At 53.9% G+C, this 26,448-nt stretch carries 21 protein-coding genes; 9 read left to right on the top strand and 12 right to left on the bottom strand.

What is annotated here, in order from left to right; genetic code table 11:
• Positions 1–665: 665 nt before the first annotated feature.
• A complete protein-coding gene (locus tag J7400_RS20600) occupies positions 666–2,471 on the bottom strand; it encodes a hypothetical protein (RefSeq protein ID WP_209066016.1) in 1,806 nt (601 codons plus the stop codon).
• A gap of 235 nt (positions 2,472–2,706) precedes the next feature.
• Positions 2,707–3,612, bottom strand: coding sequence for a MurR/RpiR family transcriptional regulator (locus J7400_RS20595; protein ID WP_209066014.1), 906 nt, complete (start codon positions 3,610–3,612; stop codon positions 2,707–2,709).
• Here J7400_RS20595 and J7400_RS20590 point away from each other — a divergent pair.
• A complete protein-coding gene (locus tag J7400_RS20590) occupies positions 3,593–3,883 on the top strand; it encodes a hypothetical protein (RefSeq protein WP_209066012.1) in 291 nt (96 codons plus the stop codon). The two genes, J7400_RS20595 and J7400_RS20590, sit on opposite strands and share 20 nt — an antisense overlap.
• Positions 3,884–4,059: 176 nt before the next feature.
• Here J7400_RS20590 and J7400_RS20585 read toward each other — a convergent pair whose 3' ends face one another.
• From J7400_RS20585 to J7400_RS20575, 3 genes are all read right to left on the bottom strand, one after another.
• The gene (locus J7400_RS20585) at positions 4,060–6,012 is read right to left on the bottom strand and encodes an ATP-binding protein (RefSeq protein ID WP_209066011.1); all 1,953 of its coding nucleotides are present in this window, start codon (positions 6,010–6,012) and stop codon (positions 4,060–4,062) included.
• A 179-nt stretch (positions 6,013–6,191) separates the two neighbouring features.
• On the bottom strand, positions 6,192–8,558 hold the full coding sequence (locus J7400_RS20580) for an EAL domain-containing protein (RefSeq protein ID WP_209066010.1): 2,367 nt from the start codon (positions 8,556–8,558) through the stop codon (positions 6,192–6,194).
• A gap of 382 nt (positions 8,559–8,940) precedes the next feature.
• Positions 8,941–9,861: a LysR family transcriptional regulator gene (locus tag J7400_RS20575; RefSeq protein WP_209066009.1), complete on the bottom strand. Its 921-nt coding sequence runs from the start codon at positions 9,859–9,861 to the stop codon at positions 8,941–8,943.
• 102 nt (positions 9,862–9,963) lie between these two features.
• Here J7400_RS20575 and J7400_RS20570 point away from each other — a divergent pair, with 102 nt between their 5' ends.
• The 5 genes from J7400_RS20570 to J7400_RS20550 all read left to right on the top strand — a co-directional run bounded on the left by J7400_RS20570 (position 9,964) and on the right by J7400_RS20550 (position 16,263).
• The gene (locus J7400_RS20570; protein WP_209066018.1) at positions 9,964–11,457 is read left to right on the top strand and encodes a CoA-acylating methylmalonate-semialdehyde dehydrogenase; all 1,494 of its coding nucleotides are present in this window, start codon (positions 9,964–9,966) and stop codon (positions 11,455–11,457) included.
• A gap of 26 nt (positions 11,458–11,483) precedes the next feature.
• Positions 11,484–12,761 (top strand): CoA transferase, encoded by a 1,278-nt coding sequence (locus J7400_RS20565; RefSeq protein ID WP_209066008.1) that lies wholly within the window; start codon positions 11,484–11,486, stop codon positions 12,759–12,761.
• Positions 12,762–12,859: 98 nt separating this feature from the next.
• On the top strand, positions 12,860–13,633 hold the full coding sequence (locus J7400_RS20560; RefSeq protein ID WP_209066017.1) for an enoyl-CoA hydratase-related protein: 774 nt from the start codon (positions 12,860–12,862) through the stop codon (positions 13,631–13,633).
• 5 nt (positions 13,634–13,638) lie between these two features.
• Entirely contained in the window at positions 13,639–14,622 is a 984-nt protein-coding gene (locus J7400_RS20555) for an enoyl-CoA hydratase/isomerase family protein (RefSeq protein ID WP_209066007.1), read from the top strand.
• Between the two features lie 42 nt (positions 14,623–14,664).
• Positions 14,665–16,263 (top strand): GMC family oxidoreductase, encoded by a 1,599-nt coding sequence (locus J7400_RS20550; RefSeq protein WP_209066006.1) that lies wholly within the window; start codon positions 14,665–14,667, stop codon positions 16,261–16,263.
• 285 nt (positions 16,264–16,548) lie between these two features.
• On the opposite strand, the gene J7400_RS20545 is transcribed toward J7400_RS20550, so the two are convergent.
• From J7400_RS20545 to J7400_RS20515, 7 genes are all read right to left on the bottom strand, one after another.
• Positions 16,549–17,997, bottom strand: coding sequence for an NAD-dependent succinate-semialdehyde dehydrogenase (locus tag J7400_RS20545; protein ID WP_209066005.1), 1,449 nt, complete (start codon positions 17,995–17,997; stop codon positions 16,549–16,551).
• 80 nt (positions 17,998–18,077) lie between these two features.
• The gene (locus J7400_RS20540) at positions 18,078–19,748 is read right to left on the bottom strand and encodes a BCCT family transporter (RefSeq protein WP_209066004.1); all 1,671 of its coding nucleotides are present in this window, start codon (positions 19,746–19,748) and stop codon (positions 18,078–18,080) included.
• Between the two features lie 90 nt (positions 19,749–19,838).
• On the bottom strand, positions 19,839–21,302 hold the full coding sequence (locus tag J7400_RS20535) for an aldehyde dehydrogenase (protein WP_209066003.1): 1,464 nt from the start codon (positions 21,300–21,302) through the stop codon (positions 19,839–19,841).
• 23 nt (positions 21,303–21,325) lie between these two features.
• Positions 21,326–22,363 carry an LLM class flavin-dependent oxidoreductase gene (locus J7400_RS20530; protein ID WP_209066002.1) on the bottom strand — a complete coding sequence of 346 codons (1,038 nt, stop codon included), beginning with the start codon at positions 22,361–22,363 and terminating at the stop codon, positions 21,326–21,328.
• Between the two features lie 5 nt (positions 22,364–22,368).
• Positions 22,369–23,286 carry a flavin reductase gene (locus tag J7400_RS20525; RefSeq protein ID WP_209066001.1) on the bottom strand — a complete coding sequence of 306 codons (918 nt, stop codon included), beginning with the start codon at positions 23,284–23,286 and terminating at the stop codon, positions 22,369–22,371.
• A complete protein-coding gene (locus tag J7400_RS20520; RefSeq protein WP_209066000.1) occupies positions 23,283–24,116 on the bottom strand; it encodes an alpha/beta hydrolase in 834 nt (277 codons plus the stop codon). The genes J7400_RS20525 and J7400_RS20520 overlap by 4 nt, the downstream gene beginning before the upstream one ends.
• Complete coding sequence (locus tag J7400_RS20515) at positions 24,088–24,690, bottom strand: amino acid synthesis family protein (protein ID WP_209065999.1); 603 nt, start codon at positions 24,688–24,690, stop codon at positions 24,088–24,090. Before J7400_RS20515 ends, J7400_RS20520 begins: the two co-directional genes overlap by 29 nt.
• 104 nt (positions 24,691–24,794) lie before the next feature.
• Between J7400_RS20515 and J7400_RS20510 the strand changes: the two genes are divergently transcribed.
• The 3 genes from J7400_RS20510 to J7400_RS20500 are packed head-to-tail and all read left to right on the top strand — an operon-like array spanning position 24,795 to position 26,198.
• Complete coding sequence (locus J7400_RS20510; RefSeq protein ID WP_209065998.1) at positions 24,795–25,481, top strand: GntR family transcriptional regulator; 687 nt, start codon at positions 24,795–24,797, stop codon at positions 25,479–25,481.
• Positions 25,482–25,483: 2 nt separating this feature from the next.
• Entirely contained in the window at positions 25,484–25,771 is a 288-nt protein-coding gene (locus J7400_RS20505) for a DUF1330 domain-containing protein (RefSeq protein WP_209065997.1), read from the top strand.
• 31 nt (positions 25,772–25,802) lie between these two features.
• Positions 25,803–26,198, top strand: coding sequence for a carboxymuconolactone decarboxylase family protein (locus J7400_RS20500; protein ID WP_209065996.1), 396 nt, complete (start codon positions 25,803–25,805; stop codon positions 26,196–26,198).
• The last annotated feature ends 250 nt before the right edge of the window (positions 26,199–26,448 follow it).

Raw genomic sequence — 26,448 nt, 5'->3', positions numbered from 1 at the left:
CAACACCAAACGACCGCATAGTGCTCTGGGTTACCGCCCACCAGCGCCGGAAACCGTCGTCCCGATGGATCAGAGGCCAGTCATGCACTAACAATCAAACCGGACCACTTGGGTGGGGCTGATCACGCCCAAGTCCCAACGTTTTTGGAGCGGGGTGGGAAAGTTCTCGCCGCCGCACCGCAATTTGAAGCGCGCCTGGCAAACGTGGTGGCCAGCGAATCTAACTTAGCGCGAAGCAGATGAAAGGGTTTCGGATTGGTCAAAAATAAAGCGCAGTGGATCCGGAAAGTCTGTTTGCGCTACGAGCCGTCGCCTTAGAACACACACCGAGCTGGTAAGCGCGGGTCTGCCTTGGAAAATTCGGGAAACAAGTCGGTAGCATTGGAAATTTCGGAGGCGGTGCATTGCATGGAGTTGTTGCGTTAACGATCACTCGATTGGCGATGACACGATCTGGAATAATGTGCCATCGATGAGTTCATCGTACGACACAACCGATACTGCGCTTTAATGTCTAAACTTCTCAATCGCTCGCGACCCTAAGGCAAACGCCGGAAACTGAAAGAAGCAGTACGCCACGCCTGCAGCGCACTACAGCATTGCGAACAAATCGGCCTTTGAGGCCTCCAGCCCAGCCCGCAACATCACAGCCCTAAGTCGTCACGCTAGAAAGTCCGCCGCCAATCACAGCTCAGTGCGGTTCTACCTTCACTTGATCGACGCAGCTCGGAGCGGAGTTGGCCGATCGTGAGACCAACCATCGCCTCTCCTTCGACCCATGAGCGGCCTCTGGCTTCGCTGGTGAAACCGTCGACGCGAATATCCGTGCCATTGTTGTTAACGGATCCAACATTGAAGCCGTAGTCGAGGATCATGCCGTTTTTCAGCTCTGTTGCTTTCACGAACTCAGCGGAGACATAGTGCGCGACAGAGGATCCAACGCTCTGGGTCGTCGAGGTAAATGCATAGTCCTGTGACGCTTGCACAATCGCTGCGTAGCGAAGCGAAATGGTCTCCCCGAAGTTGAGCTTGTTGTGAAACCGCAGAGCTGGGGAGATATAGCCAACCAGATAATCCTCTTCTGCGCTGTCCAAACCTGTGGCTGCAACGATGGTGTCATTTATGGTACGCTCAGAATTCAGATGCATCACACCGAAATCAAGGCTCCAGCCGATCCCGGATGTGTTTGTCTGAGCGATGCCCGCGATCACACCGTAACCGGTGCTGTCAAAACCAACGTCCGCGTCGCTTTCGATATCCGACGCCGTGACGCCCAGATAGTAGTCCAAACCATTGCTCAGTTGGCCACCTTGCTGAACGCCAACACCGTTTCCGCGGAAATCGTGGTAGAATTCTGTTGCGGAACCGTCGGTATGATACCCAAAGGCGCTAAACCATTTCCCATTGTCAGCGGTACTTTCGGAGCTGGTGCTGCCGCGCCCAGCGGACACCCCTCCATGCTGCAATCCTTCCAGCAGACCCACCAGATTTCGGGTGGTCGCATTTTTCAGGCTCAGATCGACAACATTCAGATAGTCACCGTCGATCACGTAAACACCGTTTTCCACGTCAATCGAGGCCAGATCACCCGGTTGGTTTCCGGGGGTGCTTACGAAGCCTGTGCTGGAGAACCCGCCAAATTGGTAGCGGCCAGACACTCCTGTGCCGAAGTGTAAATGCGCCTCTTCGATCCTTCCATTAAAATAGGTGGAGCCGCTGATCACCGATCCATCATGAAAATAGATGTCTGACCGACCATCGTTTACCAATTCGAGCGCGACACCGCCTCCCAGCGCCAAAATCCTGCCCGAGTTGTGTAGTGTCAGCCCATCCGCAGCATCAACCACTTCGATGAGACCCTGATTGTTTGTAGGTGTGCCCACGCGGGTAAGCGTGCCGCTGTTGACCACAGCAACTTCATCGAAATCTCGCAGATATATAGCCGCATCGACGGCACCGTTTGTGAGCGTTCCGGCGTTATAGACATAGGCTGAGCTACCAGCGCTGTTGTCGCCGTCCAAGTCCAGGACGTGCCGCGCAGAAGAGGTCTCATCGTTGAGAATGGTGCCAAAGTTGCGCACGACAACCGAGGGGCTATTGAACACATCGATGGGGTAGGTCCGGGCGGAGATTGTGCCGTAGTTTGTGATATCGACAGAGTCGTCGTTCTGGACATCGATCGCATCTGCATTGCTTCTGATCGTGCCGTGGTTGACGATTGTGATGGTGATGTCGTCCCCATTGGGATCAACGGCGTTCACGTCGCTGGAGACCAGCCCTCGGTTAATAATGATGTTATTGTCACCAGTCGTGACAATCGCTGAACTTCCGGCGGTCACAATGGAAGCCCCATCATCGACTGTAAGAGTGTCATCGCCATCAATGGTATTACCGCCATTGGTGACGGTGGTTGACCCGGTGACGGTAAACTCGTCTGCAAACCCTGGAAAGGCCACTCCGGAGAGAGCCATTGACATTACACTTGCCGCAATACGCATTCTGTTCCCCATGTTGTGCCCCTAGAGACACATTTAAATTTCCAATCACACGCCGGGAATGGTGGCTAATAGTCTCTTTGTTCAGTAGATCGACCAAAGCAACGCTTGCCACGACACCCAACATGCAATCGTTTTTCTCTTCTATTTCAACAGCATCCAGAGGCGACCCACCGCATCCGACCGGCTCATCAGCGCTCCGTTGGAGGCCTCAGACAAACTGGTCGAGATCGCCATGAATTTCCTCAAGTTGTGTTAAACGCTTTCGTCCCTGCGCCCCCGCACGATCCAAGACAGACATGCTAAAAAAGTGCAGAAGCGACATGACTCCTTGGTAGCGATCCAACACCTCCCGACCGCGCACATCACAGCGGTGCGTCCATGTCGGTGAGCCAGTGGCGCGAGAGGTTGGATCCGTAATCAGAAAACTGCGCACCTTATTGCGCTCCGACCAGTTTAGAACGGTGTCAATAAGGGGCGTGCGCCGGCGCAATCCCATCACGACCAGCAGATCCTTTTTTCCAATGTCGGCCAAAGACTCCCCAAGTGTCTCACCCGCCTTTGGCAGCAAGTGCACGTCTGGCCTTGCCTGAATCAATTGCCAGCGAAAGTAGCCCGCTAGGAATTGATTGCTGCGGTATCCAATGATCCAAACTTTCCTCGCTTGGATCAAAGCGTCGCTGATCTCAGTTGCATCCTCTTCCGTCAGGTCACCAAATGCGTCGTGTATACAGCCTATGTCCTGATCAATTTGGCTGCGCAACCGGCTTGCGAAATCCCCATCTTCATCTTGCCGTCGTGCCAGTGAGACGGGCGATCCCCACGCCTGAGAATCGCGTACGTCACGCCGGGCACTTTCGTAATTTTCATACCCAAGGCGCTGAATCAAACGCGTGATCGCCGCTTTGGAACCGCCAGCGCGTTCCGCCAATTCGGTTGCTGAATAGGTTGCGATATCACTTGGGGTATCCAGAATAATATCAGCAATCTTCTGTTCGCTGCCTGGAAGCTCTGAGTATTTTTCACGCAGGCGCTTTAGAAAGCTAAGCTTTTTACTTTGTTGTGTTTTTTGCGTGTCACGCTCTGGGAGCTGCGATGTGTCTTTTGAACTTATCAACGGCATCCTCCTTCATTTTAGCGCGCTCATGCAAAATCATGACAGGAACGAGCAATGGCTAAGCAGCGGCACTCCGATCTGGCCAGATCTGAAACATGAATTTCGTCCTAACTGCAAGGCTGAAATTTTTGGATCGGTCACTTTATCAAACGGCCGTTGCCGTTTTGAAGGAATGCGTTGTGATGATGCTTGGCCGCTGGAGAGGTTTGAACTCATAGTTATGGATAGGAAGCGGAGGATCGAAGGTAGGCATCACGCGCCTCTAGCCTGATTGCTGCCGTCGATTTTGTTGAGATCATGCCAGAAGCTGACGTGGATAGCATTGGAGGCTTGACGGTGTCCGGGTTGGTGGCCGCCACCATGGGGATCATCGCCTGGCAGCAAATCTGAGGTCTTGGAATGCATTTGGAATGCTCATTTGCCAAACTTGAATGGGTCTCATCCCTCTCAGGCCAGCCAGCGTGAAATTACCGAGATTAAGTGCTTTTTACGCAGAGGCTTACCAATAAAGTCGGACATACCCGCGTTGAGGCACAAGTCCCTATCACTGTCTTGGACATTGGCGGTGAGAGCGATGATTGGACATGGTTCCAGGCCGTTTTGCTGTTCTCTGGCTCGAATATGCGATGTTGCTTCTAACCCGTCCATTTCGGGCATCGAAACATCCATCAGTATGAGATCAAACACAGTTGTTTCGACAGCTTCTAGGGCGTCTTTGCCCGTGGGCACAAACACCAATTTTGCTTGGGTCCGCTGCAGCATCTTTCGAAGCATCATTTGGTTTGTCTGATTGTCTTCTGCAATCAATATCTTTTGATTTTCGAAACAAACATGATCCGTCTTCTGATCGTCGAAAGAAACCACCTCTGGACCAGATCGTGCTTTCACTGATTTCTCTGAGGCTGAGATTGGCAGCTCCAACGAAAATATTGAACCCTTACCTAACTGCGATGACACCCTGATTTGCCCATCCATCAGCTTCACTAGACGTTGTGTGATTGCAAGGCCCAGCCCTGTGCCCTCAAACGAGCGCGTTGCCTTATTGTCCACCTGCTCGAAGGCAGAGAAGATTGTATCGATACGGTCGGGCGGGATGCCAACACCTGTATCTTTCACCTGAATATTCAAGCAATCGCCAGGAAGATCGGCGTTTAACGAAAGCGTCACAGAACCTGCATCTGTGAACTTGATGGCATTGCCCACCAGATTCATAAGTATCTGCCGCATACGCCCTTCATCGCCATAGAATTGCGTCGGCGTATTTTGAGAATAGACCACCGACAGCACGAGATCTTTTTGCCGAGCAATTGGCGTCAAGAGGTGCGTTACATCGTACACCACATCGTAGAGACTAAACGATTGGCGCTTAATGGTGAACTTACCCGCTTCCATCTTAGAAAAATCTAAAATGCTGTTGATAATAGAAAGCAGAGCGTTCGCAGAGGTCGCTATAGTACTCGTATACTGCTTCTGCTCCTCGGTGAGATCTGTTTCACCTAAGAGATCACACATCCCAATAACGCCCGTCATCGGCGTGCGGATTTCATGGCTGACATTCGCCAAAAATGCAGATTTAGCATTATTCGCAGACTCCGCGAGTTCTTTCATCTCCCTGAGCATTTCTTTTCTGTCGCGTTGATGTTTGGCGTCATTGCGCGCGGTAACCAGATTTATTTGAAGTTTCAGCAGCAAACTTCCCATCAAAGACACGGTTAAGAAAATCGCAACCCCGACCATAAAAGCTTCGTTGCGCAAAGCAGAGAAAGCCGTTTTTGTGGGCGCATCTACTACAAACGCTCCCATCAAATCTCCAACCTCCCAAGCGGGTTCGAGCGATTGGATCCTGTTGTGACAGCTCACGCAATTTTGTTGATTGGCGAAGATCGGCTTGATGATGCGCAAACTAAGTTCGCCGTCTTTATTGTGGTATTCTGACCAGGTCTCAATCGTCGGATCTGCGGCTAACATCGACATCGTCTCTTCGGCTTGAGCATCGGGAGACACACCAATCTCTCTACCTTGTCGCCCCACGGCGATGGCAACTGAGCCATCCTCTTCCGATTGCAATTCGCTAAACAAATGTAGCGCTTCGGCGCGAAGCTTTTGTGGGGACGGCATTTCTGGAGCGCCTTGCGTGTCTAGATGGTTCGCATAGCTCTCAAAGAACGCGGCTGTAACTTTCCAAATCGCCGCCTTTTCCTCTTCTTTCCGCTGCTTGAAGCTCTCTTGACCGCTTTGATAGCTCAACGCTCCGACAACAACGCTGATAATAAGAGAGAGTCCGATCAACAAAACAAAAGGTAGAGACCTATTTTGGTTGTTGTAGGATTGGGCAAAATTTTTCCAAATAGTGATCTTTTTTCTCACGCCCAGCTGGACACCGGCAAACGCTAGATCCATCAACCCACAGCCTTTTGATAATAGCACCCTTAGTTTTATTTAAGTACGCAAGTTAATGTTACGAAATGCTTAACAGACGCGATAGGCTGGAAGATCCAATAGCAAGATCGCGTCTAGAACAGACGTATCAACATTCGGCTAGATGTATCTTCGAGGAAGCCAGTTAAACTGGCCATCTACTAAGAGGCCAGTTTCCCACTGATTGGAAAAGAACGAAGAAACTTCAAGAGATCGCCTTCGCTGAGTGGCTTTGCAAAAAGGTAGCCTTGCAAGACATCACAGCCCATTTGCCCTAGCAATTGAGCTTGTTTTTGTGTTTCCACGCCCTCAGCTGTAACGCCAATGCCAAGTACTTTGCCGATCTCGACTATGGACTTCACCAGTTGGAGACGCTCGTCGTGATCAGCAATAGGAGCAACGAGTTCTCGGTCGATTTTCATTCTGCTCGGGGCGACGCGGGTCAAAGCAACTACCGAAGCACGCCCACTGCCAAAGTCGTCGATCTGGACATCAAAACCCGCGCTCCGAATTTTGTCTATGTTCCACATCGCTGGACCTGTTTCTTCATCAAGGAAAATAGACTCAAGAATTTCGAAACTAATCGAACTGTCACATGCTGGCAGGTTTGATATCGAGGCGACAAACTCCTCCTCCATCAATCGCGAGAAACTCAAGTTCGTGCTTAAATGCGGCACAGAATACCCCAACTCCTGGCATCGGTTAACGATATCGATGGACCCTTCCAGAATGCTGCGATCGATTTGTGCAACTACGTCAAGATCCTCCGCAATTGAAAGAAACTCGGAGGGTGGCAAAACTCCCAATTCAGGATGTTTCCAGCGAGCAAGAGCTTCGACCCCATAGAGCTGCCCGTCGCTAAAAGATATTTGAGGTTGTAAGTAGGGAATAAACTCATTTCCGGCCTCAATTGCGCGCAAGATATCGTCTGAACGATGTTTGTAGGCGATCACTTGGGCATGGATTTCGGGAGAGAATAGTTGCACACGTCCCCGACCGTCTTCCTTTGCACGATAGAGCGCTAAGTCAGCGTCAACCAACAATGCCTTAGGATCGACTTCAGGGAGCGACTGCACAGCGATCCCTACGCTCGCGCCAAAGCGGCATGGACGCCCTTCGAAGGCGACCGGCAGAGAGCAGGCTTCTATCAAGCCATACGCAGCATCTTGAAGCGCAATTTCGTTGCCGCTTTCAATGATCAAGGCTGCTGTGAATTCGTCTCCGCCGACACGCGCACAAAAGGCTTCATCGGGGAAAGAAGAAGTAATCAATTTCGCGACATGGCGTAGTACAAAGTCGCCCCCTGCATGCCCCATCGTATCATTGATCTGCTTGAAGCGATCCAAATCGATATGGATTGCAGCGATACTATAAAGTTCGGCCGGCGCGTGCTCTTCGATCATTTGATCGATCGCATTTGCAAGAGACCTGCGATTTCCCAAGCCGGTCAAATCATCTTCGTTTGCGCGTTTGCTGATCAGAGAATTGGCGGTCTGAAGGGCGTGTGTTCGTTCTAGAACCCGCCGTTTTAACGAGACCGATTGAATTAATTGCTGATAGGTCGCGAAGCCCACCAAAGCCGAGATAAGCAGCCCGACCAGCGCAATTGCCCACGACACCTGGACCGCGAAAGAATTGGTCGCGTTTGGCTTAGGAGCAAGTAAAATCCGCCAAACGTGCCCACCGACCTCAACGTCACGTGTAATCACGTCTGACGCAGATGAGATAAGCAATTCGTCGCTCGAGGAATCTGAGTAATCGATTGCTTCTAAACGACTGCTTGCGAGCACTGTTTGAGCACCTAGGACGGGTGAAGCGCTGGTATCAGAGCCCAGATCATGTACCTCAAAATCGACTCCCTTTAAGTCGATGTCGCTCAAGGCATTTAGCATGAAGCTGTCTGTTGCAAGAACCGCTACAATCAATCCAACGGTTTCTTTTCGGCGCGCACCTGAATCGACCGAGCTTATCTCCGTAGCGTAGATTGGAAAAGCAAAGAACACACCGGGCACACCCGTTAGGAGAACGATCCGGTCGCCAACCCCCGCACGGCCAGTGTCTTGGGCAAAATGGATCGCGGCAATCCGTTCCGGGCTAAAAGAAAGATCAGCACCGATGGCTTTGCTGCTTGTATCAGGATAAACACCGATGAGAGGAAAACTAGGACTGGGCGTAGAGACATCCTTAAACCCACCATTCATCACCAACCCGATATTTTTGATCGCAGGTGAACTCGCAAGAATGTTCCCTTTTTCCAAGTAAGTATAGAGCTGTTCTTTGAGCACGCTACCGTCCACACTTCCGCCCAGACTCAATGCAGAGGCGCTGGCTTCTATTGTCGCCACCGTAATGTCGAGTTCTCGAGAGATTTGTGCGGCCAAACTATCGGCCCGTGCATCAAATTCAGCAAATACGGTTTCTGAATTTTGGCGATACGTAAAAAACGCCATCCACACTGAGATAAAGAGTGCGAGCAGAAACAACCCAATGGCAATCAAAGCCGGTCTCAAAGCAACATGGTACATCATATCGCTTTTGTCTTTGAAACACGGAAATATTGGGTAAAGGACCTGGCCGGTCGCCGGCTCGAAAACAGCCGGTATTTAGTAAAACTGCACTTATATTTTTGAAGCTTAGAAAATTGGGCTGCCAGATACATTACCCCCCACAAAAAAACGTATGCCATAGAGACAACCGCTACCGGTGGCAGAAAACGAAAAACCGTCAGCCTACAAATTTTGAAGGTGACCAATCGTACACAGTTTTTCGCTAACTGAAGTGTTTTGACCGCGCATCACTAAAATTCGACCTGATACGACCAGACATGGTTCCGAAACGTCGCGCTATATTGGCAAAACGGCTTCAAGAATCTGACTACGCAAGTCGGAGCCTTTGAACAATGAGAGGATACTAAATCCAAGCGGATTCTAGTGCATCGAATGCTGCAAGGATATTGGGATCGGATTTATTGGAGGCGAGAGTTACAAATCGAAGTGATGTATCGACTTTGGCCGTGTCAGAAATGACCAACCCGCGAGATTGCATTTCCTCCAATGCGATCGACTCTCTACAGAGACTGAGGCCGATACCGGAGCGCACCATGGCAAGCATGGAGGGTTCCTGATCCACCAAACACACCGGGTCCGGCGCCTCCTCCTTGTTTGGATAGATACGTTTTAGCAATCGGTTGTGTACAGAGTTTTTGGGTGTGCCTATCCAAGGCATAGCTGCCAATTCCTGCCATGATTTTCCAGCTATACGCTTACCCCAACCCGCAGGGGCGATAACACGATATGTGAATCTGGTTAGTTCACGTTGAAAGAAGAGAGAGTCAGCGCCATCCCCTGCTACTTCGGGTTCAAAGCCATCTAGGTCTCCCAGAAAGAAGCCAATATCAATTTGGCCGTCAATCAGGCGATGTACGACATCGCCGCTGATACCATGCAGCAATTTCGTCCGTAGATCTGGATATCCATCAACGAGAGCAGCCAAAAAGGCCCCAAGCCGAATAAAGTCAGGATCCACAATTGTCCCGAGCCTAAGTGTGCCCCGGACATTCCCGTTAATACGCCGCGCAGTTTGCCCAAACTCATCAAGGGCAGCCTGGACCTTTTCTGCTTTGGCGACGAGCGTTTCCCCATCACGTGTCAGTTCAACACCTTTGGAAGTACGCACAAACAGGTTCAGCCCTGTGTCCTGTGCCAACCTTTTGAGTTGAAGGCTCACAGCGGGCTGGGTGAGATGCAAACGTTTTGCCGCGCGGGATATATTGCCCTCTTGGGCAACCGCGACAAAAGCGTTCAGGATGCGAATATCAGATATGGGCCTCATATTAATGCTATTTATAATATGAGACTCGATTAGTCATTGGATTTATGGGGGACAGTTCACCGATGCTGGCCGGAAAGCCAAGGAGGAGGCACCCCTATGACGATGAGCGAAATCGGCCATTACATCGATGGCGCGGTGTATACCGGCGCACGCGTTAACACCCAAGATGTATTTAACCCTGCTACCGGTGCGTTGACTGGCACGGTCGACCTTGCCTCTGCTGCCGATGTGGATAAAGCCGTTGCCGCAGCAAAAGCGGCGTTCCCTGCATGGTCGAATGTCCCGCCAATCCGCAGGGCGCGGTTGATGAATAAGTTCCTGCAATTGTTAAATGAACGCAAGGAAGAGCTCGCTCACGCAATAACGGCTGAGCACGGAAAAGTGTTCACCGACGCCTGTGGCGAAGTTGAACGCGGGATCGACATTGTTGAGTTTGCTTGCGGTATCCCGCAGCTGTTGAAAGGTGATTTCACGGATCAGGTTTCCACCGGCATCGACAACTGGACCTTGCGTCAGCCACTGGGTGTTGTGGCAGGGGTAACGCCGTTCAACTTCCCGGTAATGGTCCCGATGTGGATGTTCCCCGTTGCGATCGCTGCGGGCAACACCTTTGTTCTCAAACCATCACCAACCGATCCAACGCCGTCTTTGCTATATGCAGAACTTATGAAGGAAGCAGGCTTCCCTGATGGCGTGTTCAACGTTGTGCAGGGCGACAAAGTTGCGGTGGATGCACTTCTTGAACATGAGGATGTAAAAGCTGTCTCGTTTGTGGGGTCCACCCCGATTGCGAATTACATCTACGAAGTGGGCGCGCGCCACGGCAAGCGTGTTCAGGCACTTGGTGGCGCGAAGAACCACATGCTGGTGATGCCAGATGCCGATCTGGACAAAGCGGTAGATGCGCTTATGGGCGCGGCCTACGGTTCTGCTGGGGAGCGCTGCATGGCCATTTCCGTTGCGACTTTGGTTGGCGATGTGGCTGACAAAATTGTTCCTATGATCAAAGAGCGTTTGAAAGACCTCAAGGTCAAGAATGGCGTTGAGCTCGACGCAGAGATGGGTCCAATCGTCACCAAAGCAGCGCAGGAACGCATCACGAGCTATATCGCCAAAGGTGTCGAAGAAGGTGCCGATCTGGTCGTAGATGGCCGTGGCTACACCGTTGAAGGTCACGAAGGAGGATACTGGCTAGGTGGCACTCTGTTTGACAATGTGACCCCGGAGATGACGATCTACAAAGAAGAGATCTTTGGCCCCGTCCTTTCCTGTGTCCGCGTCGACAGCTTCGCCGAAGGTGTCCAGCTGATCAACGACCACGAATATGGCAACGGCGTTTCGATCTTCACCCGCGACGGCAACGCCGCACGCGAGTTTGGTCGACAAATTCAGGTTGGCATGGTCGGCGTCAACGTTCCGATCCCAGTCCCAATGGCTTGGCATGGCTTTGGCGGCTGGAAAAAGAGCCTCTTTGGCGACATGCACGCCTACGGCGAAGAAGGTGTGCGCTTCTACACCAAACAAAAGTCGATCATGCAGCGTTGGCCTGAAAGCATCTCCAAAGGTGCAGAATTTACAATGCCGGTCGCTAAGTAATCCAGCCGTAAATAGGAGGGAGAACCATGCAAAAACCCGAAGACGAAAAACTGGAGGGAGGGCCTCTCTCCGGCATTACGGTCCTTGATTTCTCACGCGTTCTGGCGGGGCCATACTGCACCATGGTGCTGGCCGATCTGGGCGCGCGGGTTATTAAAGTGGAAAAATTTGGGATAGGCGACGACACGCGCGCCTTCCCACCCTTTGTGGATGCAGAAAGCGCATACTTTATGTGCTTTAATCGGCGCAAAGAAAGCATCGTATTGGATGTCAAATCTCCTCGAGATCGCGAGTTGCTGGAGCGGCTCCTGAACACCTCAGATGTTCTGGTGGAAAACTTCCGTCCAGGTGTTATGGATCGGCTGGGATACGGTGCTGAACGTCTGGCCAAAACCCATCCCCACCTGATTTATGCATCCATTTCAGGGTTCGGGCATTCCGGCCCGATGACTGATCTGCCGGGATATGACATGGTTGTGCAGGCTATGGGCGGTGTCATGAGCCTGACGGGCTGGCCCGGAGAGCAGCCCGCCCGTGTCGGCACAAGCTTTGGGGACCTCGGTGCAGCGCTGTTTGGCGTTATCGGTATTTTGTCAGCGCTCTACAAACGCACTAAAAACGCGCAGGGTGAGCGGGTCGATATCGGAATGCTCGATTGCCAGGCCGCACTCATGGAAACTGCGCTCGCACGTTATGATGTCGAAGGCATTGTTCCAACCCGTACAGGGGATTGTCACCCATCACTTGCCCCCTTCGAGACATTCCAGGCAGAGGATGAGCGTTTTGTGATTGCGGCAGGCAATGACCAGCTTTTCCTGTTGATGGCAGACGCGTTGAATGCGCCTGAGCTGGCTTTGGATCCTGATTTCGCCAGCAACGATCTACGCGTTCGAAATCGGCCCAAGATGGTTAAGGCGATTGATGCGGTAACGTCTCAAAAGCCTGTTCAGCATTGGCTGGACGCGCTCAATGAGGCGGGTGTGCCCTGCGGTCCAATCAATACGATCGATAGATTGCTCGACCACCCGCAACTGCTGTCCCGTAGCATGATTGTGCAGGTTGAGGGACAGGGCAAGAAGCCATTCCGGACAGCTGGCAATCCGATCAAATTGTCCGCCTACAAGGAAATTGACCCCAATACGCCGCTTGCGGCACCGGGCCTAAATGAACATCGCGAGGCCATACTAGCCGAGAAGATGGCAGATTTCGAAGCCTATGATCACAACGTTTCAGCGCAGGCGAAGCAAGAAACGGAAGCGCCCGCAGAGGGCACGATCTGGACCGATTTTGGTCTGAAAAGCTGAAATAAGATTTCGGGAGGAACCCCATGACCAACAGCAAAGCCAAATCCAAGGGCGCAACCGAACAGAATGCCGAAGCCAAATCGAGCGAGACGCCTCGCGTGGCCCTTGAAGAAATCATCGTTGAGCGCCGCGAAAGCGTCGGCTTGATCACACTCAATCGCCCCAAGAGCTTGAACGCTTTGAACCTGCAGTTGGCTGCTGAGGTGATGCAAACTCTGAAAGAATTCGACAAGGATGACCGCATTGGCGCCATTGTAATCACTGGCAGCCCGCGTGCATTCGCGGCAGGCGCCGATATCGAAGAAATGGCGGAAAAGCATTTGGTCGATTTGCTGGCCAGCGACATCTTTGCCGACTGGGACCAGATGCGGTTTATTAAGAAGCCGGTGATCGCAGCTGTAAGTGGCTTTGCCCTTGGTGGCGGTTTTGAACTTGCCTTGATGTGCGACTTTATCATCGCAAGCACCGACGCTCAATTTGGTCTACCTGAAATCAGATTGGGCATCTTGCCAGGTATCGGTGGCTCTCAGCGACTGACCAAATCGATCGGCAAGGCTCTTGCGATGGATCTGATCCTGACCGGCCGGACAATTGGCGCTGCTGAAGCCAAGGAATCCGGCATCGTGGCCCGTGTTGTGCCTGGCGAGGACCTCCTGCAAACCGCATTGGAAGCTGCGCATCAGATTTCGGGACATAATGCACCTGCCGTGACCATGGCCAAGGAAGCGGTGAACCACGCTCTGGAAACCGGCCTGACACCTGGTGTGCTGCATGAGCGTCGACTGTTCCAAGCTGCATTCGCCACTGATGGTCAAAAAGAAGGCATGGCGGCCTTTATCGCAAAGCGGGCACCGGTGTTCCGCAATCGCTGAACCCGATGGGAGATTTCGAAGTGTCACAAGTAAACGTCAAAAAGCAGGGACGCGCAGGCATTATCAGCCTAAACCGCCCTGAAGCGATGAACGCACTGACACTCGAAATGATCCGTCTGATAGACAAGGCTCTGACACAGTTTCAGGATGATCCAGATATTTTCTGTGTCATCCTGACCTCCTGTACAGAGCGCGCGTTTTGTGCAGGGGGCGATATGCGGCGCATTCGCGAACTTGTGTTGGCGGGGGCCTTCGATGAGGCTGAGCAATTCTTCAAAGAAGAATACGCGCTGATTGAACGGATTTCGGAGTATTCGAAACCCTATATTTCGTTGATAGATGGGGTGTGTATGGGCGGAGGCATGGGCCTGAGCGTCCATGGCAACTATCGCATAGCCACCGAACGTGCATTGTTTGCGATGCCTGAAACCATGATTGGGTTCTTTCCTGATGTTGGGGGCAGCCATTTTCTTTCCAGGATGCCCAACCAATCAGGTATTTGGATGGGGTTGACCGGCGCCTCTGTCCGGGGGTTTGATGCGCATGGGCTTGGGATTTCGACCCATTTGACGGTCGCAGAATCCCTACCCAGATTGCTCGAAGAACTGAGCTATGGCGTGCGGGATATTGAGAATATTCTTTCTGAGCTATGCGCAACGTTAGGATATCAGCCCAGCGTATTGATGCTGTCAGACACGACGATGTGTTTCGATCAGCCAACGCTATGTACAATTTTTGATTGTCTTGAGCGCTATCAGACCAAACCAAAAGAGCGCGCTCTGTCGGCTTTGAAACAAGCCTCCCCACGCAGCCTTCAGGAGACGCTGACGCTTGTGAGAAACGGGAGGGAACGATCGCTCTCTGAATGTCTTGAACATGAGTTTGAAGCCATGCAACGGGCGTTGCGCCACCCAGATTTGGTCGAGGGAATTCGCGCCGTATTGGTCGACAAGGATCACAGTCCGAGTTGGCATTCGCGCGGGAAGTAACACTTGGGTCGGCGCGGCCAAAAGCAACGCGAAAGGAAGAACATGTCCACGAACTCAGAAGAATACGATTATGTGATCGTGGGTGGTGGTTCAGCGGGATGCGTTCTGGCCAATCGTCTGTCTGAGAACCCGCGAAACAAAGTTCTGCTTTTAGAAGCGGGTGGCAAAGACAACTACATCTGGATCCATATCCCGGTCGGTTACCTTTATTGCATGGGTAATCCACGCACGGATTGGGGGTTTCAAACGACCAAACAGCCGGGTCTGAATGGTCGCGCGCTTGCGTATCCTCGCGGCCGAGTGCTTGGAGGCTGCTCCTCGATCAACGGAATGATCTATATGCGTGGCCAAGCGCAAGATTACGACACTTGGCGGCAGATGGGCAACGCTGGCTGGGGCTGGAATGATGTGTTGCCGTTTTTCAAAAAATCAGAGGATTACCATGCCGGCGCCGATGATATGCATGGTGCTGGTGGAGAGTGGCGCGTCGAAAATCAACGCTTGAGTTGGAAAATTCTAGATGCCTACCGTGATGCGGCTGAAGAAGCAGGCATTGCCAAAGTCGAAGATTTCAATCGGGGTGATAATGAGGGCTCAGCCTACTTCAAAGTCAATCAGCGTGGGGGCTTGCGATGGAATACGTCCAAAGGTTTTTTGCGCCCAGCTCTGAAACGCGGGAACCTCAGGGTCGTCACGGATGCGCAGGCCCGGCGGGTTTTGTTTAACGGGAAGCGCGCTGTCGGAGTAGAGGCCGATGTGAACGGAAAGATCACGCGCTTTGTGGCAAAGGGTGAAGTGGTTCTGTCGGCCGGTGCGATAGGCTCCCCTCAATTGCTTGAATTGTCAGGGGTCGGGCATCCAGACTACCTCAAAGCTCAGGGAATAGAAGTACTTCACCGGAACAATAGCGTCGGCGAAAACTTGCAGGACCACCTACAGATCCGTTGCGCATTTCGTGTTGAGGGTGTCAAAACCCTTAATCAGCGTGCGGGATCGTTCCTCGGACGTATGGGGATTGGCCTGGAATATCTCTTGAGACGTTCGGGGCCGATGTCGATGGCTCCCAGCCAGCTTGGTATATTTGCAAAATCTAGTCCAGAAGTCGGCACAGCGGATTTAGAATTTCATGTTCAGCCCTTGTCTCTTGAGAAATTCGGAGATCCTTTGCATGCCTTCCCGGCCTTTACCGCAAGCGTCGTACCGCTTCGTCCATCAAGCCGTGGGACAGTGCATATCAGTTCGCCAGACCACAAAGTTCAGCCAACGATCGATCCGAACTACCTTTCCACCGAATTTGACAAGCAAGTGGCGGTGCGCGCAATCCGCTTGGCACGGCAGATAGCTGGGCAAGATACAATGAAGAAATACAATCCTGCGGAGATCAAACCCGGCGCGGCCTACCAGTCAGACGAAGATCTGGCCAAGGTAGCGGGCGATATTGGAACAACAATTTTCCATCCGACCGGCACTTGCCGAATGGGGCCGGACGACAAGGCTGTGGTCGATCCTGAACTGCGCGTGAAGGGGATAGCAGGTTTGCGGGTTGTCGATGCATCTGTCATGCCGACAATCACCTCGGGCAACACCAACTCTCCAACAATTATGATTGCGGAGAAGGCAGCTAGCCTCATAGCTGGGTAGAGAGCTTCGGCCTAAGGGGCCTGATGGCATTGCTAGGTTATTGTATTTGACGAATTAGACAGAAACCTGAAACGTAGAGCTCGCATTTAAATTCAGTCAAAAGCGGGAATTTTTCGACCGCCACCCCCTTCGAAACAGCTGCAGTCTTACAATTCACCACGTGGTCTCAAAGGGGGCAGGCGCCAGATCAATTACCCTGTCATTGCTTAGAAACGTCAAATGGCCGCATGACAACAAGACAAATCTGCTTGCTGCTGGATCGAGCGACCATTTGGCGATACCGTTTTATACACTCAAGCAGCAGTATTTTAGTTCAAGGTAATCCTCGATCCCGTATTTTGAGCCTTCGCGGCCTGAGCCACTTTCCTTGACACCACCAAACGGCGCCACCTCGGTCGATATCAGGCCGGTGTTGACACCGACCATGCCGTATTCCAGCCCCTCCATCATTTGCCAGACCTGAGACAGGTTCTGGGTATAGACATAGGATGCCAGACCGAACTCGGTATCGTTGGCCATGGACAGAACCTCTTCGGCAGTCGAGAAACGAAAGACCGGTGCCAGCGGACCAAAGGTCTCTTCGCGCGCAACCGCCATGTCCTGCGTGATACCGGAAATCACAGTAGGCTGAAAATAGGTACCTCCCAATGCGTGATCCGCACCGCCAAGGGTAACGGTGGCACCTTTGGCGGTGGCATCGGCAATATGTTGGCGTACCTTGGCGACGGCGTTTTCAGAGATCAGCGGCCCGATTGCAGTACCCTCAGCAAAACCATCCCCTACAGGCAAAGCAGAAACCGCAGTCGTCAGTTTTTCAACAAAGGCATCGTACAGGCCGTCCTGCACATAAATCCGGTTGGTACAGACACAAGTCTGTCCGGCGTTGCGGAATTTAGATAGGATTGCGCCTTCAATAGCGGCTTCCAGATCGGCATCGTCGAACACGATAAATGGCGCGTTGCCGCCCAGCTCTAAAGACAGTTTCTTGAGCTGTTCCGCGCCCTGCTGCATCAGGATTTTGCCTACGCGAGTTGATCCGGTAAAGCTGATCTTGCGCATCAGTGGGTGTGCGCAAAAGGCCTTGCCCACGCCAACACTGTCGGTCGAAGGTAGCACCGACAGAACGCCCGCGGGAATGCCCGCTTCTTCGCCCAGCTTGGCCATGGCCAGCGCGGACAACGGTGTTTCTGAAGCGGGGCGTACGACCATGGCACAACCGGCCGCCAGGGCCGGAGCGGCCTTGCGGGTGATCATTGCGTTGGGAAAATTCCAAGGCGTGATCGCGCCAACCACTCCGACGGGCTGTTTTAGCACGAGAATACGCTTGTCGCGCTGATGGCCAGGGATGGTATCCCCGTAGATCCGCTTCGCCTCCTCGGAGAACCACTCAATGAAGGACGCACCATAAATAATTTCGCCCTTGGCTTCGGCCAGTGGTTTGCCCATTTCTGCGGTCAGGATCGTGGCAAGATCATCCGCGTGCTCCACCATCAACTCATACCAGCGGCGCAATATGGCTGCGCGTTCCTTACCAGTACGCGCAGCCCAATTGACCTGCGCGTGTCCGGCAGCGACGATTGCCGTATCCACATCCGCTACGGTGCAATCGGACACGTTGGCGAGAGTTTCGTGTGTCGAAGGGTTGGTCACAGCAAAACGATTTTCAGTCTGATACCAGCCTCCATCCAGATAGGCGTCTTCGATCAGCAGGTCGGAGCGGTTGAGGGTAAGCATGGTTTCTCTCCTTCGGTTGTATCAATCGGCAAGGAAAACGGGCAGAGCTATCCCCGCCCGTTTTGAAGATTTGTGTCGGATCAGGCGTGCAGGTCTCCATCCAGCGCCGTACCATCCGGCGCGGCTGCGGCAACAGCATCAACCGCAGAGGGATCTTCCATTAGCGACTTGATCACCCCCCATGCCATCATCACCACCAGAACCGAAATCGGCAGCGCAGCGGCAATGGCTGCGGTTTGCAGGGCAGACAGACCTCCGGCAATCAGCAACACAGCAGCAACAAGACCTTGGGCCAGACCCCAGATGATCCGGTGCTGTTTCGGCGGATGAGCATTGCCCATCGACAGGATCGTGGTGACAACCAATGTGCCACTGTCCGAACTGGTAATGAACCAAGTGGCCAGCAGGAAGGTGGTCAACGCCGAAATGATCCACGCCAGTGTTCCGCCGTCGGTCAGCCGATCAATCGTGCCAAACAGAGTGCCACCAAGGTTCCAGTTGTTGACCATGTCGATCAGACCAGCTGTGCCAACACCGCCCTCCGCATTCAGTTCCATGAACAGCGCGTTGCCGCCAAAGATCGATATCCAAATGAACGCCATTGTGGTCGGGACCAGCATCGCGCCGAACATAAACTCGCGGATGGTTCGGCCCTTCGAGATACGGGCGATGAACATACCTACAAAGGGCGCCCAGCTCAGCCACCAACCCCAGTAGAAGATGGTCCAGCCACCCTGCCATTTGACATCGCCGGCGTCTGTTGCGGTCCAGAAGCCCATAGACAGGAACTGGGTCGCGTAGTCACCCACAGAGTTCAGGAAAAAACCGGCAAGCCATTGCGACGGCCCTGCGACGAAGAAGAACAAGATCAAAAGGATGGTCAGAACGATGTTCCACTCCGAAAGGATCTTGATGCCCTTGCCGATACCGGACACAGCCGACAGCGTCGCAATGACCGAGATCACCAGCACCAGCACAACTTGCGTCGCAGTTCCCGGATCAACTCCAAACAGCACGTTCATCCCCTGAGCCATCTGCGTCACGCCGAGACCCATAGAGGTTGCAATCCCAAAGACTGTTCCGAACACGGCCAACAGGTCAACCGCGTGCCCAGCGGGACCATAAATCCGCTCGCCTAAAATGGGGTACAGTGCCGAACGGAAGGTAAGCGGCAGTTTTTTTCGGAATGCAAAATACCCCAGCGCCAAACCGGTCAGAGTGTAAATTGCCCAGCCATGCAGACCCCAGTGAAAATTGGTAACACGCACTGCATCCACCGCCCGCGCCATGTCCATTTCGGCATGACCTGCCATGTCCGCAAACGGGTTGTTGGGGTAGCCCCAACCCGCAGAGTTGTCGAAGTAGAACAGCGGTTCTGCCACGCCAAAGAACATGATACCGATGGACACTGAGGCCGAGAATAACATCGCGAACCATGCAAAGTTCGAGAACTCTGGCTTGGCGTCATCATCACCCAAACGAATTGAGCCGAAGCGGCTAAACATCAGGTAGAGACAGGCGAAAAGTATCACGATAACTGAACTGATATAGTACCAGCTTAGCGCCCCTTCGACCCATGACCGGACGCCGCCATAAATTTGGCCGGCAAAGTCCACGTTAAGAATAGTAAAGACTACAAAGGCTGCAACCATCGCCTTTGAGGCAATGCTCATGCCATTATGTAGGCCTTTGAAGAACCCTTTGTCCGAGACCAAATGGCCTTGGTTATTAGGTATTGGCTCCTGTGCCATGTCGCGTTTCCTCCCTTTGGATGGACAGGATGAGGCAGCCCACTGACACATATGCGGCAGGCTGCAAAAAAAATCGAATTGTCGGATGGATCAGCGCATCACGAAGGGGTCCGGGATCGGATCGTCGGATGTACGCAACCAGACAGATTTGGTCTTGGTGTATTCCAGCGCGGCCTCAATGCCGCCTTCACGCCCGTGTCCGGACAGGCCATGCCCTCCGAAAGGCGCAATCGGGCTGACTGCGCGATAGGTGTTGACCCAGACAATACCTGACCGGATCGCCCGGATCATCCGATGGGCGCGGGTCAGGTTCTGGGTAAACAGACCGGATGCCAGACCAAAGCGCGTATTATTGGCAATCTCGATGGCCTCTGCCTCATCCTTGAAGCTGACAACCGACAGGACTGGACCGAAGAATTCATTGGTCAGACTGTCCGCCTCACGTGCGTCGTCACAATCAAGGATCGTTGGCGGGAAATAGAAGCCTTCACGATCCAGCACATCACCTCCCGTAACCACCTTGGCCCCCTGCCCGACCGAACGCGCGATCAGATCGAGCGCCATGTCGCGCTGACGTTTTGTACAAAGCGGCCCGACTTCGGTGGCAACGTCATCCGGTGCACCAATCACCACTGCCTCAGCCCTTTCCTTTAGCCGGGCCAGGAACGCGTCCTTGATGCTTTCTTGGACCACCAGCCGTGATCCGGCAACGCAACTTTGACCAGTGGCCGCAAAAATACCCGAGACCTGAGCATTTACAGCGCTTTCAAGATCAGCGTCCTCGAACACAATGAACGGTGATTTTCCGCCCAACTCCAAAGAGGTCGAGGCAAGATTCTCAGCCGAGTTACGCACAATGTGACGCGCCGTGTCCGGTCCGCCGGTAAAGGCGACATGCGCCACCTTTTGATGGCTGGTCAGGGTTGCGCCCACATCGGGTCCGCCAGTGATAACGCTCAGTACACCCTTGGGGAAACCCGCCTGATCAAAGATGCGCGCGAACTCCAGCATTGGCGCAGGGCCCTCTTCGGAGGCTTTCAGGACAACCGTACACCCCGCCGCCAAAGCGGGACCGATCTTGACCGCTGACAAGAACAGTTGCGAATTCCACGGCACCACAGCGGCAACCACACCCACCGGCTCGCGACGCAGCCACACCTCCATGTCGGGTTTGTCTATGGGCAGGTGTGCGCCCTCGATCTTATCTGCCAGACCAGCGTAGTAGCGATAATACTCCGCCACATAGGCGCTCTGTGCGCTGGTCTCGCGGATAATCTTTCCGGTGTCGCGGGTTTCCAGCTCCGCCAGACGTGGTGCTGCCTCGGCGATCAAATCCGCCAACCGCGTGAGCAATTTGCCCCGCGCGGTAGCTGTCATGTCCGCCCATTCGGCAGAGAAGAACGCAGCCTCAGCCGCATCAACGGCGCGGCTCACATCCTCGGGTGTGGCCGCTGGCATCTTGGCCCAAACCTTGCCAGTGGCCGGATCAAGACTGTCGAACTGTGCCGAGGCATCTTCGAACGCGCCGCCGATATAGTGCTGAAATTGCTGCATTCTTCTTGTCCTTTCAGGGCGCTTTACCGAAACGCTGGCATTACGTCGTTGATGAACCGTTCAAGCGACGCCTTCTTGCGCTCAAAGGTCATCGAGCTGTCGATCCAGAACGAGTATTCGTCATAGCCCAGCTTTTCATAGCCTTTCAGCCGTTCAATGACCTTGTCCGATGTGCCGATAACCAAATCGCGCTCTATCGCTTCTGGCGAATAGATCGGATGTGCGGCGATTTCAGCATCGCTCAGTGGCTCGATCAAACCCTGAGTAATGTCACGCTTGTTCATAAACCACGCGCCAAAGTAGCAGTAGAAGCGATTCAGCTCGACCGCGCCCAGTTTGGCATCTTCGTCGCTGTCGGCCACATAGGTGTGCTGCAGAAGCATGATCTTGGGGCGAGGTTGGTCCGAATGTTTCTCGCAGGCCGCATTGAACTTGCCCATCAGGTCAGCAATCTCTCCATCTCCATTCCACAGCGGCGTCACCTGCACGTTACAGCCGTTGGCCACAGCGAACTCATGGCTGTTGGGATCACGCGCGGCAACCCAGATCGGCGGGCCGTCCTGCTGCAACGGCTGCGGAGCCGAAGTGGTCTTCGGAAATTGGTGGAACTCGCCCTGATGTTCGTAATCGCCCTTCCAAAGCGCCTGAACGGCGGGCACCAGCTCACGCATGCGTTGACCGGCCTCCCAGGCGTCCATACCCGGCATCATCCGTTCGTATTCAAAAGAGTACGCACCACGCGCGATACCCAGCTCCAGGCGACCATCGACGATAATGTCGGTCATCGCCGCCTCGCCGGCCAAGCGGATCGGATGCCAGAACGGCGCAATCACCGTGCCGGTGCCAAGGCGTACGTTTTTCGTATGACGCGCCACATCTACCAGATTGAGCATCGGGTTGGGAGCGATGGTAAAATTCATACCGTGATGCTCGCCCGTCCAGACAGCATGCATACCGCCCTGATCGGCGATTTTGCACAACTCAATGAACTCGTCATACAGCTGCTTCTGATCCTGATCAGGAGAAATGCGCTCCATGTGCACAAAAAGCGAAAACTTCATTGGGGTTAACTCCCTTGCGAAAGCGGTCGTACTTCGCCGCTCACTTGGTTGCCGTAATACACACCGAAATTGCCCATGCGGCTCTCTTCGGCGAACCGTTCGAGCATGGTGCACATGGCAGGATCCGCGATGTCCATCAGGGTCGAGACGGTCAGCTCGGTAAAGACCCCGCGCGAAGGCGTACCTTCGGCGGTTTGACAGAGGAATGAGATGTGCTGATGTTCGCGCGCTGCATCTTCATAAACAGAGTAGATGAACCCAGGTTCGGCGGTAATTCCGAGATCATCAATCAACCGGATCAGGGCAGCAGATGCACCGTCCTTGCGAACCGCAACCTCGGGCAGCGTGAGACGGCCCGCGCCGTTGTCGACCAGCAGTACCTTGCCTTCATGTTCAATCAGAGCCGAAACCATCAGATCGGCCTGATTGCTCAGGGCTTCTACTTCGGCGGCTGGGGTAACGTAAGCACCGCGGGCATATCCAAGACCGGGGGCTGTCTCGTTCTCGAATGCCTCAACTTTACCGATCAGGATCAAGTGATCGCCCGCGTCCACGGTTTTGAACATAGAACAATCAAACCATGCCGATGTGCCGTCAAAGACCGGAGACCCATGCGGACCCGCTCGCCAATCAACGGCTGCGAACCGGTCTTCTACAGGACGGGCGAAAGTGTTGGACACGTCGATCTGCCCTTCGGACAGAATGTTGACTGCAAATCCCTCTGCCTCAGAAAACGTGGTGTAGTTGGATGACGAATTGGCCAGGCAAACCAGCACCAGCGGCGGGTCCAGCGACACAGACGTAAAAGAGTTCGCGGTGAAGCCCACAGGATTTCTGTCTGCATCTTTGGTGGTGATAACCGTCACACCGGTCATGAAAGCGCCAAACGCGTTGCGCAGGGCGCGGGGATCGATCTCGCTCATGATGTCTCTCCTTGGGCTGTTGCGACGGCTGTTGTGGCAAGCCAGTCGAGCAAAACGGCGTTGACAGCGTCTGGCGCAGTCAAATTGACCATGTGACGATGGCCTTTGATGACAATAGCGCGCCCAAGCTGAGCGGCGTTGGCCATTGCCTCTGCCATGGCAGGTGAAGAATTCAGGTCTCCGTCGCCAGTGATTGCAAAAAGCGGACAGGTAATGTTGCCAAGGCGATCCGAATAGGTTTCGTCGCCACGCGCGAAAGCCCCATAGGCCGTGGCATATCCGTCCAGATTAACCTGACCCAGCCAGTCTGAGACATGTACACGCGCTGCCTGATCTTCAGCGCCATCCCCAAACCAGCGGGCCAATGGCGTTTCCAGATCAAACCCGCCCGCGCGGATCACGTCGGCACGGGCAATGACAGCTTCGCGGGCCTGCTCGCTGCGACGATATACGCCGTTCAGCAAAGCCACCCGTTCAAGTCGCTCTGGATAGGTCGCAGCGAACCCACCAGAAATCAGCGCCCCCATAGAGTGACCTGCAAGGCTTACATCATCCAATTCCAGAACATCCAGCGCCCCACGCAGCCACTCGACGAAATCAGGCAGTTGCGCACCTTCGGGCAATGCGGAAGATTTACCATGCCCAGGCATATCCAGTGAAATCACGCGGTGGTTTGCCGACAGCGCTGCGAATTGCGGACCCCATGCGGCGGACTGCATACCGACCCCATGGATCAGCACAACCGGCGTGCCGGATCCGGTCTCACGCCAGGCCAACGTGCCAGCTGGCAGATCGCAGGTCTTATAGGGCGGCAGGATTGTCAACGTCATGACCCAGTTCCTTGAGATCCTGATACCGGTCGCCAATACGGTGATGTGGGCGCCCGCCAATCGAAGCGCCCAGAGCCACAACGATCTCATCGGGACCAGGGGCATCAGCCACCTGCAGCGCGATGGTGAGGTAATGGCTGCGTTTGCCGCCATCATTTTTATCCATCAACGGGATTTGCAGCGGCGCGTTCGCTGGTCCACGTGTGTTGGTAAACGCAAGATAAGATTTCGCGCCAACCGCCTCGCGGTAGTGATTTCCGAAGCGCAGCGTATGGATCAAAGCTGACGCATGCTCGACTTCGCCATTCACACCAACGATGGCTGACTTACCATAACCTTCGACCTTGTCGCCGCCGCCGGCGGCATCCAGTACCATTTTGGTAAGCAATTCACCCAGACCCGGAGCACAGTCGTGAATTTCTGGACGCAGATCTTCGACAAAGCCCTGACCGGCCCAGGGATTTTTAATCACGGCAATAGCAGCAATCATCTTCAACGGGGTCTCTGCGGCTTTCCCCCCTTCGATCAGGGTTTCTTCGACATGCAAGAGCGTTTTGCGGATTTCAGCAGGCATGAGAGCACCTTCGTTGTGATTCGTTGAGCACAACATGGTATACCATAAGACTGTTAGTCAATAATATCTTGCGACCACCCCCCTGCCCTGATAACCAAACCATTATGAGCAAAACGAAACTTTCCCCGATCGAACAGCCCCCGGCGACTCTGCGCGACATGGTGCAAGAGCGTATGCGCGAGGCAATTATCGAAGGTCACTTCAAACCGGGGGAACGTCTGGTCGAACGCCCGCTATGCGAACAGCTTGGGGTCAGCCGTACCGTCATTCGCGAAACCATCCGCTATCTTGAGGCAGAGGGATTGGTCGACATCCTCCCCGGTCGCGGCCCGATTGTGGCCCCAATGAGCCGGGACGACGCGCGACAAATCTATGACATCCGCCTAATGCTGGAAACCTCGGCCGCCGAAAGCTGTGCCCGCAACATAACGCCCGAACGCGCCGAGCGATTGCAGGCGGCGCTGAACCGGCTGCAACGGGAACGCGACGGTGCCACCCCGGGCGAGCTATTTCGCGCCTCAGCCGATTTCTATTCCGAGATTTTCGAAGGGGCCGGCCATCATATTGCATGGGAGATCGTGCAACGTCTCAATGGCCGTATCAGCCGACTTCGTATGATGACTCTGTCTTCGAACGACCGTGAACGCTCAGGCGCGGAACATATGCAGGCCATCTGCGACGCCATCACGTCCGGCAATCCAGACGCCGCCTGTACTGCAGTCAGCCATCACCTCAGCGACACCCGAGCCATTGCCGAACGGCTTTTGGCGGAACAGGACAAAGAGACTTGACCATGCCCAAGGCCTATTGGATTGCAAATGTCACCGTGACCGACCCGGAAAACTATGCCGGATATCAGGCGCTGGCCCCCGCTGCCTTTGCCGCCCACAGCGCGCGCTTTCTGGCGCGCGGGGAGGCTGAAACGCTGGAAGGCAGAGACTGGCAGCGTCGCGTTGTAATAGAATTCGACAGCATCCATGCCGCCCGAGCATGCTACGACAGCGCTGAATACCGCGCTGCCCGCGCCAGCCGCGCCGAGGCCTGCGAAGCCGATATCGCAATTATTGAAGGGCTCGACTGAGCTCCAGATTTGCTCTTTGAAAGGATAAGACATGACCGATCTGTTCGAGACCGGCCTGAAACAACGCAAGGCAACACTGGGCGCTGACTATGTGGAAAATAACCTTGCCGCAGCGGATGAATTTACCCGTCCCTTCCAAGAGGCAATGACCGAATGGTGCTGGGGGTTTGGCTGGGGTGACGAGGCCATTGACGCCCGCACACGATCACTCATGAATCTGTCGATGATCGGCGCATTGGGCAAGATGCACGAATGGGAGCTACACCTGAACGGCGCGATCAACAACGGCGTCACATTCGAAGAAATCCGCGCTGCAATCCATGTGATCGCCATCTATTGCGGTGTGCCACAAGGAGTGGAGTGCTTCCGTGTTGCGCGAAAAGTTCTGGAAGAGCGCAATCTCCTACCCTCTGAAGCCCACGCCTGACAAATAGACGATAGCCTACCCTAATCCACCACCCTCTATTTGTTCCTCGTCGGAAGTTTCTGCAACGTCTCCAAATCGAGGTGACAAGGAACGGATCTGTAGTGATGAGCGTGTATGCTACAGCACATCTCGGCGCGCGGGGGCTATTGGCGCGCATCCTGCGCTTATAAAGTCGCCCGATCAGATCACAGGCATAGTCACATCAACCTCCTAACCATCAAAGAACATTAATAACCAGGCGCAATTCAGC

This window comes from Shimia sp. R9_2 (assembly GCF_017743735.1).
Lineage (GTDB): Bacteria > Pseudomonadota > Alphaproteobacteria > Rhodobacterales > Rhodobacteraceae > Shimia.
Note: the sequence above shows the minus strand (reverse complement) of the source record. Positions and strands in the feature narration are given on the sequence as shown.

Coding starts and splice junctions, on each gene's coding strand:
- J7400_RS20575 (WP_209066009.1), bottom strand. CDS start 9,861: ATGAGGCCCATATCTGATATTCGCATCCTGAACGCTTTTGTCGCGGTT.
- J7400_RS20530 (WP_209066002.1), bottom strand. CDS start 22,363: ATGAAGTTTTCGCTTTTTGTGCACATGGAGCGCATTTCTCCTGATCAG.
- J7400_RS20510 (WP_209065998.1), top strand. CDS start 24,795: ATGAGCAAAACGAAACTTTCCCCGATCGAACAGCCCCCGGCGACTCTG.
- J7400_RS20525 (WP_209066001.1), bottom strand. CDS start 23,286: ATGAGCGAGATCGATCCCCGCGCCCTGCGCAACGCGTTTGGCGCTTTC.
- J7400_RS20500 (WP_209065996.1), top strand. CDS start 25,803: ATGACCGATCTGTTCGAGACCGGCCTGAAACAACGCAAGGCAACACTG.
- J7400_RS20545 (WP_209066005.1), bottom strand. CDS start 17,997: ATGCTTACCCTCAACCGCTCCGACCTGCTGATCGAAGACGCCTATCTG.
- J7400_RS20600 (WP_209066016.1), bottom strand. CDS start 2,471: ATGGCTCTCTCCGGAGTGGCCTTTCCAGGGTTTGCAGACGAGTTTACC.
- J7400_RS20585 (WP_209066011.1), bottom strand. CDS start 6,012: ATGGATCTAGCGTTTGCCGGTGTCCAGCTGGGCGTGAGAAAAAAGATC.
- J7400_RS20515 (WP_209065999.1), bottom strand. CDS start 24,690: ATGCCTGCTGAAATCCGCAAAACGCTCTTGCATGTCGAAGAAACCCTG.
- J7400_RS20565 (WP_209066008.1), top strand. CDS start 11,484: ATGCAAAAACCCGAAGACGAAAAACTGGAGGGAGGGCCTCTCTCCGGC.
- J7400_RS20520 (WP_209066000.1), bottom strand. CDS start 24,116: ATGACGTTGACAATCCTGCCGCCCTATAAGACCTGCGATCTGCCAGCT.
- J7400_RS20550 (WP_209066006.1), top strand. CDS start 14,665: ATGTCCACGAACTCAGAAGAATACGATTATGTGATCGTGGGTGGTGGT.
- J7400_RS20505 (WP_209065997.1), top strand. CDS start 25,484: ATGCCCAAGGCCTATTGGATTGCAAATGTCACCGTGACCGACCCGGAA.
- J7400_RS20540 (WP_209066004.1), bottom strand. CDS start 19,748: ATGGCACAGGAGCCAATACCTAATAACCAAGGCCATTTGGTCTCGGAC.
- J7400_RS20580 (WP_209066010.1), bottom strand. CDS start 8,558: ATGATGTACCATGTTGCTTTGAGACCGGCTTTGATTGCCATTGGGTTG.
- J7400_RS20535 (WP_209066003.1), bottom strand. CDS start 21,302: ATGCAGCAATTTCAGCACTATATCGGCGGCGCGTTCGAAGATGCCTCG.
- J7400_RS20570 (WP_209066018.1), top strand. CDS start 9,964: ATGAGCGAAATCGGCCATTACATCGATGGCGCGGTGTATACCGGCGCA.
- J7400_RS20555 (WP_209066007.1), top strand. CDS start 13,639: ATGGGAGATTTCGAAGTGTCACAAGTAAACGTCAAAAAGCAGGGACGC.